We start from the raw sequence: 14,858 nt of genomic DNA on the forward strand, positions 1-14,858 counted from the left end.
CCCTCTGCATTGCGGCTTTGAGCCGGTTTTGCAAGCCTCAGATAAAGATCTTGCCCGGATTGAAGATATTGTCGGGATCGAGCGAGCGTTTGATCTGCCGCATGAGATCAAGCGCATCACCGAGTTCGGCTGCTAGAAACGGCATTTTGCCCTGGCCGATCCCATGTTCCCCCGTGCAGGTGCCATCCATGGACAACGCCCGCGCGTTCAGTCTCTCGACGAAAGCCTCCGCCCGCGCCACGTCAGCCGCATCCGTGTCATCGAAAAGCAGCCCTACATGAAAGTTGCCATCGCCGGCATGTCCGACGATCGGTGCGACCAATCCATATGCCGCGATGTCTTCGTGCGTCGCCGCGACGCAGTCGGCAAGCCTGGATATCGGCACGCAAACGTCGGTGGAGAGAATTGCTCGCCCGGGCATGAGGCTCTTCTGCGCCCAATAGGCATTGTGCCGCGCCTTCCAGAGCCGTGCCCGTTCCTCTGGATTCGTCGTCCAGATGAAACCGGGAGAGCCGAATTCCGACGCTATTTCCGCAAACTGGCGGGACTGGAGCTCGACGCTTTGCCCACCGCCGTGGAATTCGACGAAAAGCGTCGGTGTTTCCTGGTAGCTCAAACCCGAATAGGCATTGCACGCCTTCATCTGCAACGCATCCAGGAGCTCTATCCGGGCAACCGGGATGCCGGACTGGATGGTCAGGATAACGGCATTGCAGGCGTCGGCAATCGTAGGAAACGGGCAGACGCCGCCGGAAATCACCTCCGGTATTCCCTGCAGGCGCAGCGTGATCGAGGTTATGATACCGAGCGTCCCTTCGGCACCGACGAAGAGCCGTGTCAGGTCGTAGCCGGCGGACGATTTGCGCGCTCGATGAGCCGTCCTGATTTCGCGCCCGCCCGCCACGACTGCCGTCACGGCGAGTACGTTTTCCTTCATCGTGCCGTAGCGAACCGCGTTGGTGCCCGAGGCGCGCGTCGAGGCCATGCCGCCGATCGAAGCGTTCGCGCCCGGATCTATGGGAAAGAAGAGCCCCGTATCCCGCAGGTAAGTGTTGAGTTCCTCGCGCGTCACACCCGGCTCCACCGTGCAGTCCAGGTCTTCGGCACTGACCGCGAGTACGCGGTTCATCCGCATCATGTCGACCGAGATGCCGCCGTGAGGCGCATTGAGGTGACCTTCGAGCGAAGAGCCCGTTCCAAACGGAATGAGCGGCACCCTATGCGCGCAGGCGACTTCAACGATCTCGCACACCTCGGCGGCACTTTCGGGGAAAACGACCGCGTCGGGCAGCTGCGCGGGAATATAGGTCGTGGTGTGGGCGTGCTGCGCCCGGATCGCTTCGCCGGTCTGGAACCGGCCTCCGAAGCGTGCAGCAAGGTGGGTCTTGGCCGCGGCAATGCCGGTCTCGTTCCTGACCCCTGCCGCGATTGACTTCAATGCCACCAAAACTCTCCTTCTCGTCTCCCGATGCACCTTCGCCAGCACCGAGAAGAGGCGCCCTTGGGCCACCCACATAATCTATCCCTTATTCGCACTCGAAATAAGGGCAACCGGTCCGGCGGGAAGGAAAATAGGCAAGCTCCCATCCCCATTCCATTCTCTTGGGCCCTGATCGATGCGATCGGGTATTCATGGATGAACCATATGGTCGGCACCTCCGCCCGCCGCCGAGAGCCGTCCGGCCGGAAGCGCTTACATTTCAATGCGCTACTGTGCAAATCGGAATCACTTTGTCCAGAAGGTGACCCCTTCAGAATGCCGCCGCGGCAAAAAAATCCCTCTGGTGGTACCGGCTTGTCACAAGTGCGGCTTCTGCGAACGCTTTCATTTGCATGCCTGTCTGCTGCATGTGTCCTTCAATCGGCCCGATTGAAGGACAAAACATTCAGCAGATCCAAGTGCTACAGCGACTTTTCTGCGTCTGCTAAGACGCGCGGCGCTGTAGTATGGTCATGCGGAAAAGGAGAAACGCATGTCCGGCCTGCTCGCTTTGATCACCGCGGCGATTTTCTTCGGCGCCGCCATCTACATCAACCTGGCCGAGCAGCCTGCAAGGCTTGCGCTGGACGCAGGCGCGGCCCTCCGGGAATGGGTGCCCGCCTATCGGCGTGGATTCGAGATGCAGGCTTCTCTTGCGATCGTGTCCTGCCTTCTTGGCGCTATGGCCTGGTGGCAGACCGGCAATGCGCTCTGGGCCCTGGGAGCGGCCGTGATCATCCTCAATTGGCCCTATACTCTGCTCGTCATCATGCCGGTCAACCGACGCCTGGAAACGACCCGTCCGGATCAGGCGAATGCGGAGACGCACGAATTGATCGCCCGCTGGGGCAGGCTTCATGCCGGCCGTAGTGCGCTCGGTGCGGTCGCCACGATGGTCTATTTCACTGCCGCAGCAAGCGCATTGTGACGATATCGCCAAGCGGCCACTTGGCGGCCACTCAGACTAGATCTTCAGCACTTCGGCCGCCTTCATCTCTTCCTCCAGTTTCCGCTCCTCGTCGGCATGCGGTTTGGTGAAACCGGCGATGACCAGGTAGGCGACCGGCGTCAGATACAGGGTCACGATCACCGCCAGGCCCAACCCGCCGACGAGCACCCAGCCGAGAGCGATGCGCGCTTCGGCACCGGCACCGCTTGCCAGCACCAGCGGTACCGCGCCGACGACAGTCGCGATCATCGTCATCATGACCGGCCGGAGACGGATATTGGCTGCGTTCTCTATGGCGCTGCGAACGTCCTGTCCGCGGTCGCGGAGCTGGTTGGCGAATTCGACGATCAGAATGCCGTTCTTGGCCATGATGCCGACAAGCATGACGAGGCCTATCTGGCTGTAGATGTTCAGCGTGTTGCCCGTCAGGATCATCGCGAAAATGGCGCAGGCCAGACCCAGCGGCACGGTCGACATGATGATGAGGCCGCTCACGAAACTTTCGAATTGCGCCGCAAGCACCAGGAAGATGATGACGATCGCGAAGCCGAAGGTGACGAACAGACCGTTCGCGTTCTCGTCCAGCGTCGCGGCCTCGGCAAGAGGCATTATCCGCGATCCCGGCGGCAGAATGGGTTCGGCCATTTCTTCGACCATCGACAGCGCCTCGCCAAGGGCGAGGTCGGATTTCAGGCCCGCCGACAGCGAAACGGCGCGCAGCTGGGACTCGCGCGAAAGCTGCGGCGCCACCGCCTTCTCCTCGATCGTTGCGATCGACGACATCGGCACGATCCGGCCGTCCCCGGCCTTGATGAAGATATTCTGCAGATCCGTCGGGTCGTTGAGCGGCTCGGTGGAAGAAAGCAGCTTGACCGGGTAGGCTTCCCCTTCGACGAAGATGTCGACGACGCTGCTGCCGTCGAGCATCGCCTGCAGCGCCCAGGAAAGTCCGCCTATGTCCACGCCGAGGTCGGAGGTGCGTTCGCGGTCGATCGTCACCGACAATTGCGCCTGGTTGGCCTCGTAATTCAGCCTTACATTCTCGAAACGGCCACTGTCCTCCATGGCCCTGAGGAGCTTGGCCGCCGCATCGCCGAGCTTCGTGTAGTCGTTGCCGACGAGCGCGACCTGAAGGCCGCTGCCGGCGCCGCGGATACCCAGGCTGTTCGCCTGGATGGTGAATGCGCGCAAGGACGGGATCTTCGCGGTCATTCTGTTGATGTCGGCGACGATCTGACTTTGGGTGCGATCGCGCTCTTCCCATTGCGCGAGCGTCAGGACCATGAAGCCGCTATTGGCCGATCCGCCCTGTCCGGAAATCGAGAACACATTGCTGATCTCTCCGGATTTGAGCAACGGCTGCAGGCCCTCCTCGATGCGACGTATCTGTGCCTGTGTGTATTCCAGCGAGACGCCCTGCGGCGCGTTGATGCGCAACATGACCTGGGAGCGGTCCTCATTCGGTGTCAGTTCCGACTTGAGAGTCAGGAACCCCAGGGCGCCGGCGGCGGTGAAGAACGCCGCAACGGCGAAGACGATGAGCGGTGCATTGAGGCAGGCACCGAGCGTCACCCGGTAAAAGGCGGAGGCGCGCTGGCCAAACCGCTGCATCACACCCTGATGCTCTTGCCTCTCTTTCGTCAGCATGCGCGAAGCCAGCATCGGGCAAAGCGTCAGCGAGATGAAGGAGGACAGGAGGATCGAGAAGGCGAGCACGAAGCCGAATTCACGGAAAAGGCCGCCGGTCTGCCCCGGCAGGAAGGAGAGCGGCACGAACACGGCTGCAAGCGTCGCGGTTGTCGCGAGCACGGCGAAAAAGACCTCGAGGGTACCGTGAACGGCGGCGGCGCGCGGACCGAGCCCTTCGGCCCGGCGGCGCACGATGTTTTCGAGCACCACGATCGCGTCGTCGACGACGAGTCCGGTCGCGAGCACGATCGCCAGAAGGGTCAGGATGTTGATCGAGAACCCGGCAAGATAGATCGCGGCTACCGTTCCGATCAGCGCGATCGGCATTGTGATCGTCGGGATCAGCGTCGCGCGCCAGTCGAGCAGGAACAGGTAGATGACCAGGGTGACGATGAAAACGGCAACGAAAAGTGCGATCTCGACCTCATGAATGGCGCCGTTGATGAACACCGCATCGTCGCTGGTGACCTTGAGTTCGGTTCCGGGAGGCAGGATATCCGAGGAAATCGCGTTCACCACGCTGCGCACGCCCTGGGAGATATCGACCGTGTTCGACTGCGCCTGACGGATGATGCCGAGCCCGATTCCCTCCCGGCCGTTGGAGCGTAGCGCCGAAGTGCCGGTATCCGGGCCGAGCGTCACCGTCGCGACGTCTCGAAGCCTGACATTATTGCCGAGCATCAGGTTTTCGAACTGCTCGGGCGTCTGGAGATCAGCCGTCGCCCGAACGGAAATATCCTGGTTTGCACTCGTCAGCGACCCCGCCGGCACATCGTAGGAGGCATTCGCGAGCGCCTCGCGAAGGTTGGCCACGGTGACACCGCGCCCGGCAAGTTTCGCCTGGTTCACGTCGATACGGAAAATCTTCTCCTGATCGCCGTAGACGGTGACGTCGGCAACGCCTTCGACCGCCGCCAGCCGGTCGCTGATCTCGTTCTCGACGAGCAGCGTCATGTCGTCCATGCTCATCGTGTCCGACGTCAGCGCCAGACGCATGATCGGCTGGCTGTCGGAATCCGCCTTCACGATACGAGGCTCGTCGGCGTCATCAGGCAGTTGACCGGTGATCCGGCCGAGCGCATCGCGAACGTCGTTGGCCGCCTGGCCGATATCGGTCGTGTCGGAGAATTCGAGCGTTACCCGGCTGCGCCCGAAGGACGAGGTGGACGAGATGTCCTTGATGCCCTGCACGCGCGAGACGGCCCCTTCGACGACCGACGTCACCTCGCGGTCGATCGTTTCCGGCGAGGCGCCGTCGAATTCGGTGGTGACGGAAACCACCGGCTGGTCCACCTGCGGCAGCTCGCGAATCTCCACGCCGTTCCACGCGGCAAGGCCAGCCACGACGATCAATGTATTGACCACCAGTGCGAAGATCGGCCGGCGGATGAAGAGCGCTGTGAAGCCCGTCTTTCCGCCCTGCCCACCGCCTGGATGATGACCTCCCATGCCGATGTTCATTGCGCGTCTCCCGCAACCTTCTGCCCGGCCTCGGCCGCAGGCTCGCCGGCAATGCGCACGGCGCCGCCGTCGCGCAGCCGCTGCACGCCTTCGGTGACGACTCGGTCGCCCTCGGCGAGTTCCGCTTCCACGAGCACCTTGTCGGGGTTGCGCTGGATAATTTTGATCGGCACACGCTCGCTCTTGTCGCCATTGACGCGCCAGACAAAGGATCCTTCGGAGCTCCACTGGATCGCCAGCGGGTCGACGGTGGGATAACGATCACCTTCGAATGCCACTGTGACCGAGAAGGACATGCCGGCGCGCAGCATGTCGTCCGGATTCTCGAGTCTTGCCCGGACCCTGAGCGTTCGGCTCTCCGGGTCCAGGCGGTTGTCTATCGCATGAACAACGCCCTGGAGTGCGCGGGCTGGCCGCGCGATCGCGTTCGCGGTCACCGGCTGATCGACGAAGATCTTGCCCGCGAAGCGCTCTGGAACCCAGAAATCGACCAGGATTTGCGAACGGTCGTCAACCACCGCGATCGGCGTCGATGTCGTGACGTAATCTCCTATATTGACGGTGATGATGCCCACGACGCCCTTTGAAGGCGCTGCGATATCGCGCCGCTTCAGGTCGAGTTCGGCCGTTTTCAGCGCCAGTTCGGCCGCCTGCAGCGCAAATTCGGCGTCACGCACTTCGACCGCCGTCACTGCGCGCGCGGTGCTGAGATTGCGGTAGCGCTCGACTTTTTCCCGGGCGCTGTCGCGGGTCAACCGTGCCTGCTCGGCAGCAATCATCTGATCGTCGCTGTCGAGACGGGCGATTACCTGGCCTTCCGCGATCCTGTCACCCGATTTTACCAGTATTTCCGTGAGGTTTCCGGTTGCGGTCGGCGTAACCGTAACCGAACGGATCGCTTCGCCGTTGCCGATGGCATTCAGTCTGTCGTTGACGAGTGAGCTCGCGGCCGGCCGGACGACGACCAGCGGAACGTCCGCAAAGCCGCCAAGCCCCCCCTGCCCGCGTCCGCCCTGCCCGCGGCCGGCATTACCGGAACCGCCGCGTCCCGCTTGGCCGTCCTGCGGCCCTGACAGGGCATCGATCAACGGCTGCGAAACGCCGATCGCGGCCAAGGTCTCGCCCGCTCCGGGTGCAAAACGCACCCAGGCCGCGCCCCCGACGGCGAGGACGACGACGCTGATCGCGAGCTGATTCCAAAAGCGCATTCACATCTCCAAAAAGAAAAGCGCGCTCCAACGGGTGCGCACACCCGATGGAACGTCCCGATTTGTGCGGATTATCCTTGTTTGCGGACGGCCGGGCAATCTCGGAATGGCATCATTTCGCAATTGTAATAAAAGCGATTTTGTTGTTCGCATGATGGCGCTTGCTCCAACCGTCCACCGCACGCGCCGACGGCGAAGCGACGGCATGTTTACAGCCTCCGCGGCTCGGCTATTCTGTCCAGCGGCGGCGACTGTTTCGGACCGGCACTCGTCGCGAACGAAGACTGGCCGCAGGGCGATTGGCCGCAAGGGAGATTGGCAATGTGCGATGCATGCGTCTTGGAGTCGGTCAAGCAAAGGATGTTGTCGCGGCGCGGATTGCTCCGTGCCGCCGCGGTCGCCACGGCAGGCCTTGCCGCCGCGAACATGGGGATCGCACCTGCGGCGCTTGCCGCCGGCCATGGCAGCGTCACCGACCTCACCCACGAGCTTCACGAAGACTTCCCGACCTTTTTCGGTCAGCAGCAATTCTTCCGGGAGCAGAAGTTCAAATATTCCGAACACAAGTTCAACCTGTTCGAGCTTCGGGTAAACGAGCACACCGGCACCCATGTCGACGCGCCGCTGCATTTCTCCGCCGATGGACTTTCGGTGGCGGAGCTGCCCGTCGAAAAGCTTGTCGTGCCGCTGTGCGTCGTCGACATCCGCGAGAAGGCGGCCGCCGATCCGGATGCGCAGCTAACGCCGGATGACATCAAGGCGTGGGTTGCCGCCAATGGAGAAATTCCGGAAAACGCCTGCGTCGCCATGCTCTCGGGCTGGGCTGATCATCTCGGCACCGACAAGTTCCGCAATGCGGACGCGGCCGGAAAGCTGCACTTCCCCGGCTTTCATGCGGAAGCCGCCAAGCTCCTGATCGAGGAAACCAAGGCGGCCGGCATTGCCGTGGACACGCTCTCGCTCGATCACGGCGCCTCGCCGGATTTCGCCACCCATCATGCCTGGCTTCCGGAAGGCAGATGGGGGCTCGAGGCAGCCGCCAATCTCGACAAGCTGCCGGCGAAGGGTGCGACGATCGTTCTCGGCGCGCCGAAGCACCGCGGCGGCACGGGCGGACCGGCGCGCGTCTTCGCGCTCGTTTGAGCGACTGGAAAGGGAAAATATGAGCACTGTCGCCCCTCCGCCCGATCCGGAAGCCGATCCGCGCGTCAAGGCCGTTTTCGATGACATTCGCGCCACGCGTAAATCGGACTTCATCAACAATATGTGGCTTTGGCTCGCCTTCGACCCCGACCTGCTGGAGCGTACCTGGGCGGAGGTCAAGACGGTAATGGCGATGCCGTCGCCGCTCGATCCGTTGATGAAGGAGATGCTCTATATCGCCGTTTCCGTAACCAATGGCTGCGGATATTGCATTCATTCCCACACCGCCGCGGCGAAGGTCAAAGGGATGACTGACGCCGAGCATGCGGATCTTATGCGTGTCATTTCGCTCGCCGCCAAGACCAACCAGCTGGCGATGGCCCTGCAGGTTCCGGTCGATACGGTGTTCGATGCGTCCGGCGAAACAAAAGCTTCAGAACGCCCAGCCTGAAAATGCCATTCTTTCCACAGGCATGCCGGCAAGGGTGAAGTATCCGGAATAAAAGAAGAACATCATTTCTGGCCTTTCGGTCCCGAATCACTACATTGGGCCGCATGAGCAAAGGATTTGACGATATTCCCTTCTTCGACGAGGAGCCCGCTCCCCGGCAAGCGGCGGCTGCTACCGGCGGGATCGCCGCACGCGCCATGGCCGCCCGCGACAAGGCCCAGCGGCCGGACTACCTCTCCGGCCTCAATCCGGAGCAGCGTGAGGCGGTCGAGGCACTGGAGGGTCCGGTGCTCGTCCTCGCCGGAGCCGGTACCGGCAAGACGCGGGTCCTGACGACGCGGATCGCGCATATCCTCTCGACCGGCCGCGCCTTTCCCTCGCAGATCCTCGCCGTCACCTTCACCAACAAGGCAGCGCGGGAAATGAAGGAGCGCATCGGCGTGCTCGTCGGCCACGCCGTCGAAGGCATGCCCTGGCTCGGGACCTTCCACTCGATCGGGGTCAAACTCCTTCGCCGCCATGCGGAGCTGGTGGGGTTGAGGTCGGACTTCACCATTCTCGACACCGATGACGTCGTCCGTCTCATCAAGCAGCTCATCCAGGCCGAAGGGCTCGACGACAAGCGTTGGCCGGCCAAGCAATTCGCCGGTATGATCGACACCTGGAAGAACAAGGGACTGGACCCCTCGCAGATCCCCGAAGGCGATGCCCGCGCATTCGCGAATGGCAAGGGCCGCGAGCTCTATGCCGCCTACCAGAATCGGCTGCTGACGCTCAATGCCTGCGATTTCGGCGATCTGCTGCTTCATCCGATCCGCATGTTCCGCGCCAATCCGGACGTGCTGAAGGAGTATCACGGCAAGTTCCGCTATATCCTCGTCGACGAATATCAGGACACGAATACGGCGCAATATATGTGGCTGCGGCTGCTCGCCCAGCGGCCGCGGCCGTCTGAGCGATCTGCCTCGGCAGGTCCGGGCGACGCCCGGCAAGGCCAGGTGGCCGCCGCGCCCGATCGCGCGCCCCCGCGCAGCGGCGACAGCGTGAGCGCAAGCAAACAGCAGCAAATAAATATTTGCTGCGTCGGCGATGACGACCAGTCCATCTACGGCTGGCGTGGCGCCGAGGTGGACAACATCCTCCGCTTCGAGAAGGATTTCCCCGGCGCCAAGGTCATCAAGCTGGAGCGCAACTACCGCTCCACCGAACATATCCTCGGCGCGGCAGCGCATCTGATTGCTCATAACGAAGGCCGTCTCGGCAAGACGCTCTTTACGGAACGCACGAATCCTGAGGACGAGAAGGTGCATGTGCATGCTGCCTGGGACTCCGAAGAAGAGGCCCGCGCGGTCGGCGAGGAGATCGAGCAGCTCCAGCGCAAGAATCACAAACTGAACGACATAGCGATCCTGGTGCGCGCCTCCTTTCAGATGCGCGAGTTCGAAGATCGCTTCGTCACTCTCGGCCTCAACTATCGCGTTATCGGCGGTCCCCGCTTTTACGAGCGGATGGAAATCCGCGATGCCATGGCCTATTTCCGCCTCGTCTGTCAGCCGGCCGACGACCTCGCCTTCGAGCGCATCGTCAATACGCCGAAACGGGGCCTTGGCGACACGACCGTCCGCACGCTTCACGACTATGCCCGCGCCCGCGACATCCCCATGCTGGCTGCGGCAAGCGAAATCATCGAGACGGACGAGTTGAAAGCGAAGGCGCGCAAGTCCCTCTTCGACGTCGTCGCGGATTTCCGCCGCTGGCAGACATTGCTCGAAACGACGCCACACACCGAACTCGCGGAACAGATTCTCGAAGAGAGCGGCTACACCGCAATGTGGCAGGCCGACAAATCGGCGGAGGCACCCGGGCGCCTCGAAAACCTGAAGGAGCTCATCCGTTCGATGGAAGCCTTCGAGTCGATGCGTGGTTTCCTCGAGCACGTCGCCCTCGTCATGGACGCCGAGCAGAACGAGAATATGGACGCAGTTTCAATCATGACGCTGCATTCGGCCAAGGGACTGGAATTCAGTACCGTCTTCCTGCCCGGCTGGGAGGAAGGACTCTTCCCGCACCAGCGCGCTCTCGACGAGGGCGGCCGCTCCGGGCTGGAGGAAGAACGCCGCCTCGCCTATGTCGGAATTACCCGCGCCAAGCACCGCTGCCATATCTGGTTCGTGTCGAACCGGCGCATCCACGGTCTCTGGCAGTCGACGCTTCCATCGCGCTTTCTCGACGAGCTCCCGATCGCCCATGTTGAGGTCGCCGAACAGGAGGCCTCCTATGGCGGCTATAGTCGCGGCTACGGGCAGTCACGATTCGACAAGGCCGATCCATTCGAAAACAGCTACCAGACGCCCGGCTGGAAGCGCGCGCAGCAGCACCGTTCGGAGGCCACCCGCGACAACTGGGGCACCCGGTCCGGCCACTCTGTTGAACGCATCGGTTACGGCGAATCGGGCCCTCGCACCCGCACCATCGAAGGCGAGCTCGTCGCCAAGTCGACCACGGCCGAACCATCCCGCTTCAACGTCGGCGACCGCGTCTTCCACATCAAGTTCGGCAACGGAAACATCGCGGCGATCGAGGGGAACAAGCTGACGATCGACTTCGATCGCGCCGGGCAGAAACGCGTGCTGGATGGGTTTGTCGAGCGGGCGTGAAGCTGGAGCCTTCCTGCCGGAGCGCTGGTGAACGAAGTTTGTGCTTCGGATGGGCTCCGCACCCCCTCGATGGCGTAATCCCACTAAACGAAACGGATCTCGATCAGATCGTCACCGTGCGGGCGCCCCACGGGGTTACCGGTTGCAGGCGACGGCATGATGCAATTGCGGCAAACGTCAAAGCAAGGCCATCGAGATTGGCTCGGGCATTGTGAAGGGGCTCCCGACCATCCTCGATCGCGCACAATAATTCGCCCATTGCACCCCGGAATCCGTCGTTGAACCAGGTTCCGGAAAGAACGGGCCGAGCAATGCCGTTCTCGGTTGAAAGTTCGACACTCTGCCGGCCGAGATTTGGTCCCCAGCTGGACAGGCTACCCTTCGTCCCCGCTATATAAGTTCGGTCCAAGGGACCATATGGAACGGATCCGTCGAAAACGAGCGAGGCCTGCCCTCCTTCGAATTGCACGAGGGCTTGTGCCAGAAGCGGCGGGGCGACGCTCTGGCCCGACGCACGCGTGCGGGTAGCGATCACTGACGTGGCGCGGTTTCCAATCACGCTTGCGAGGAAATCGAACCAATGAATGGCGAAGTCCTGAAACACGAGGTCATCGATATTCTCGAAAGGCGTGCCCCTGATCCAGCCATGGTTCCAATGTACGCCGATATGGCAGGACATGAGGTCCCCGATCACACCGCTTGTGACGGCTTCGCGCATGTAGCCGAGATGCGGTGCCCAGCGCCCATTCTGATTGACGGCGAGCTTTAACCCCTGCTGCTCGGCGATCTCCACTAGCCGCAGCCCTGCATCGAGGTCGAGGACGAATGGTTTCTGGGACAGCACGTGCTTGCCTGCGCGAAGCGCGCTTTCGATCATGGGCGCCCGCGCGATGGGGTGCGTCGTGATATCGACGACATCGATATCGTCGCGTCTGATGACGCTGTCAAAGTCATCCGAAATATCGGCAGACGGGAAAAACGCGTCGCGACGCTCGATCGCCTTGGAGAGCGTGCGGTTGCAGATCACCCTCACGTCGTATCCGGCGCTCCGATAGGCGTCCAGATGGGCGAAGGAGATGCCCCCGGCACCTACGACGGCAATGCCCGGCGCGTAGGACCTGGTTCTCGGCGGTCGGTAATTCAGGACGGGTGCGTCGACGAGGGGCACTTCCGCCGTTTCGAGCGCATAGTCGCTCTCGTCCGGTTTGCTCATGGTAGGAGCTCCACGGTGCGCCTTTCCCGGGCGGAGAGAACGGCGCTGTCGATGATCTGCTGGCCTCCGGCGATAGGCCATTTTGCCATCGCGCACGTCCTCCCCTTTGGTCGAAGCGACCTGCCCCTCTGCGTGTTCCAGCGTCCCCAGGTACCGCCACGACATCCGCATTGTACATCAATTTGACGCATCATTCTGAAGCTATTAGCGTCTAGCCACGATTGTCAACATGTATGCGCTCGATTACACTCGCGGTTCATGGAGAAAAGCTACCATCGAACATTCAGGCCAAACGGCGGATAAAACACTCAATTTGAGGTAAAACCATTGACCGCCGTATTCTCCGCATCTAGATTCCCTCCGATATCAAGGGAATGACAGGAAAATGCCACGTGGTGAAATCGCGGCCGAAAGTGGATGAAATTGCCCGCATGGCCGGCGTGTCGAAGGCGACCGTCGACCGGGTGCTCAACAATCGGCCGGGGGTGCAGGAGCATACGCGCGCTCACGTGATGGCCATCGCTGCAAGCCTCGCCGAAACGCCGGGAGAAGTCTCGAACCCCGGTAAAATCGGCCTGGACTTCATCCTCCCGGGCGGCACGAACCCCTTTATCGCGGATCTGGCGCTCCACCTGGAGCGGCAGGCCGCGGTGCGACCGGATGTAGACGTCATCATCCATCGGCTGAACGGCATCGAGCCCGAGGAAATTGCCGAGAAACTGACAAGCCTTCGCCCCTCCTGCAAGGGCGTCGGCCTGATCGGGCTCGACAGCCCGGCGGTCCGGGAGGCGTTGCGGCAGCGGATCGCGGCGGGCGTCCCGGTGCTCACCCTTGTCTCCGACATCAGTCACGTCGGGCGGGTGAGCTATGTCGGCATTGACAACCGGGCCGCGGGGCGGCTGGCCGGATACCTGATCGGGCGCTTCGTGCCGGGCGCGAGGGGAAAGATCGCGCTGATTGCCGGTGCCCTTGCCTATCGCGGCCATGAAGAACGCGAAATGGGTTTCCGGCACGTGCTCGACGAGCGGTTCCCTCTTCTGGAGATCATCGCCGTTCGTGAGGTCAAGGAGAACCCCGAGCGCGCTTACAGCGAAGTGCGCACGCTGCTCGCCGAGGAGCCCGAACTCGTCGCGATCTACTGCATCGGCGCCGGCCATGCAGGCATTGCTCGCGCCTTGAAGGAGGCCGGGCGGGAGAAGTCCCTGATCTTCGTAGGGCACGACCTCACCGACGATACCCGTCAGTATCTGCTGAGCGGCGTCATGGACGCGGTGATCGATCAGAACGCCGGGGTCGAAGCGCGCGAAGCCATCGACCGTCTCGTGCGCGCCACCCGCAACGAGACCTCGATCTCTGCGGCGACGATCCGCATTCAATCGGTTTTCAGCGAAAACATCCCAGCCGACGCCTGAATCGCCGCAAACGGAGCAAAACATGGATAGGTTTGTCACGGAAGGCATTACGGTTCTGTTCGATCCGGTATGCGGCGTCGTCGACGAGGTCGTTATCGCCTGCGAAGGCGGTGAGTATCTGCGTCCGCTGCATAAGGCGCCCTGGACCCGCGCGGGCGAGCGGCTCCCCTCATCGGTACCGGCGGTCGAGCAAAGGCTGGCGGGCGATTTCTTCTGCGCGCCCTTCGCCAAGGCGCGGCCGGACCTCCCGCTGCACGGATGGGCTGCGAACGGGGATTGGCAGCGAGTGAAGGCGCCCTCGAACATGCGGGGGATGCAAACCGCGATCTATCAGCTTCGGCAGAAGGTCGAGGGGGCAGCCTTGACCAAGGAGATCCGTCTTCGGCCCGGTCACCCCTTCGTATATCAGACCCATACCTTCACCGGCGGCGCGGGCGAGATTCCGATCGCCCACCACGCGATGCTGCATGTGCCTGGCGGTGTGCGGCTGAGTTTTTCGCCGAAATCAAACGGCAGGACTGGTCCCACTCCACCGGAGACGGAGCCGGTCAGAGGCCGCTCGATCCTGGCCTATCCGCAGACGTTCGGATCACTCGCGTCTCTGCGCCGGGCCGATGGCGCAATCATCGACGGGAGCTTCTATCCTTTCGATCGAAACCACGAAGACGTCGTGGTTCTCTCCGAGAGCCCGACCGCGCCGATCGGGTGGTCGGCCGCCGTGGCGAACAAGGACGGGTTTATCTTCCTGGGCCTCAAGGATGCAAGCCTGCTGCCCCAGACTGTGCTCTGGATGAGCAATGGAGGGCGCTACTACCCGCCGTGGGACGGCAGGCACACTGCCGTTATCGGCATCGAAGAGGCGGCGGTTGATTTCCACCTAGCGGATGACGGCAAGGATGGAGAAAGTGTCCGCACCGCGCTCACCCTCGCTCCTGATACGGTTACCCGGATCCGCTATGCCTTCGGGGCATTTCCCGTACCGCAGGGTTGGAGCCGCGTTTCCGACGTCGCCGTTTCAGACAACCATGTCCTCGTTACGGACGCTAGCGGCGACGCCCGAACGCTCCCATTCGATGGGCGCTTCCTTCTTCCGGGCTAGCGCCTCTCCCCGCTTGACCGGAAATCCTCCAGGCGCATCGTGACTGGGCGAAGGTGTACATCTCAAGATGCGCTGCCGCAGCGATTTCAAGCCGTT

Annotated in this window: 10 protein-coding genes; 6 read left to right on the top strand and 4 right to left on the bottom strand. The window is 62.3% G+C overall.

Annotation, left to right across the window (positions count from 1 at the left end):
• Positions 1–37: 37 nt before the first annotated feature.
• On the bottom strand, positions 38–1,444 hold the full coding sequence (locus tag FB009_RS20415; RefSeq protein WP_028054197.1) for an FAD-binding oxidoreductase: 1,407 nt from the start codon (positions 1,442–1,444) through the stop codon (positions 38–40).
• 529 nt (positions 1,445–1,973) lie between these two features.
• On the opposite strand from FB009_RS20415, the gene FB009_RS20420 reads away from it, so the two are divergent.
• Positions 1,974–2,408, top strand: coding sequence for a DUF1772 domain-containing protein (locus tag FB009_RS20420; RefSeq protein WP_011976162.1), 435 nt, complete (start codon positions 1,974–1,976; stop codon positions 2,406–2,408).
• Positions 2,409–2,444: 36 nt separating this feature from the next.
• Here FB009_RS20420 and FB009_RS20425 read toward each other — a convergent pair whose 3' ends face one another.
• Both FB009_RS20425 and FB009_RS20430 read right to left on the bottom strand, forming a co-directional pair.
• Entirely contained in the window at positions 2,445–5,579 is a 3,135-nt protein-coding gene (locus FB009_RS20425) for an efflux RND transporter permease subunit (RefSeq protein ID WP_011976163.1), read from the bottom strand.
• A complete protein-coding gene (locus FB009_RS20430; protein ID WP_011976164.1) occupies positions 5,576–6,787 on the bottom strand; it encodes an efflux RND transporter periplasmic adaptor subunit in 1,212 nt (403 codons plus the stop codon). Before FB009_RS20430 ends, FB009_RS20425 begins: the two co-directional genes overlap by 4 nt.
• 321 nt (positions 6,788–7,108) lie before the next feature.
• On the opposite strand from FB009_RS20430, the gene FB009_RS20435 reads away from it, so the two are divergent.
• The 3 genes from FB009_RS20435 (at position 7,109) to FB009_RS20445 (ending at position 11,038) form a co-directional block, all read left to right on the top strand.
• Positions 7,109–7,930 carry a cyclase family protein gene (locus FB009_RS20435; protein ID WP_011976165.1) on the top strand — a complete coding sequence of 274 codons (822 nt, stop codon included), beginning with the start codon at positions 7,109–7,111 and terminating at the stop codon, positions 7,928–7,930.
• A 19-nt stretch (positions 7,931–7,949) separates the two neighbouring features.
• A complete protein-coding gene (locus FB009_RS20440; protein ID WP_011976166.1) occupies positions 7,950–8,381 on the top strand; it encodes a carboxymuconolactone decarboxylase family protein in 432 nt (143 codons plus the stop codon).
• A 104-nt stretch (positions 8,382–8,485) separates the two neighbouring features.
• Positions 8,486–11,038, top strand: a complete 2,553-nt coding sequence (locus tag FB009_RS20445; RefSeq protein WP_011976167.1) for an ATP-dependent helicase — start codon at positions 8,486–8,488, stop codon at positions 11,036–11,038.
• 103 nt (positions 11,039–11,141) lie between these two features.
• Here FB009_RS20445 and FB009_RS20450 read toward each other — a convergent pair whose 3' ends face one another.
• Positions 11,142–12,251, bottom strand: coding sequence for a Gfo/Idh/MocA family protein (locus FB009_RS20450; RefSeq protein WP_011976168.1), 1,110 nt, complete (start codon positions 12,249–12,251; stop codon positions 11,142–11,144).
• A 374-nt stretch (positions 12,252–12,625) separates the two neighbouring features.
• Here FB009_RS20450 and FB009_RS20455 point away from each other — a divergent pair, with 374 nt between their 5' ends.
• Both FB009_RS20455 and FB009_RS20460 read left to right on the top strand, forming a co-directional pair.
• On the top strand, positions 12,626–13,663 hold the full coding sequence (locus FB009_RS20455) for a LacI family DNA-binding transcriptional regulator (RefSeq protein WP_018011940.1): 1,038 nt from the start codon (positions 12,626–12,628) through the stop codon (positions 13,661–13,663).
• Between the two features lie 22 nt (positions 13,664–13,685).
• The gene (locus FB009_RS20460) at positions 13,686–14,762 is read left to right on the top strand and encodes a hypothetical protein (RefSeq protein WP_011976170.1); all 1,077 of its coding nucleotides are present in this window, start codon (positions 13,686–13,688) and stop codon (positions 14,760–14,762) included.
• Positions 14,763–14,858: the final 96 nt, after the last annotated feature.

This window comes from Sinorhizobium medicae, from assembly GCF_007827695.1.
Lineage (GTDB): Bacteria > Pseudomonadota > Alphaproteobacteria > Rhizobiales > Rhizobiaceae > Sinorhizobium > Sinorhizobium medicae.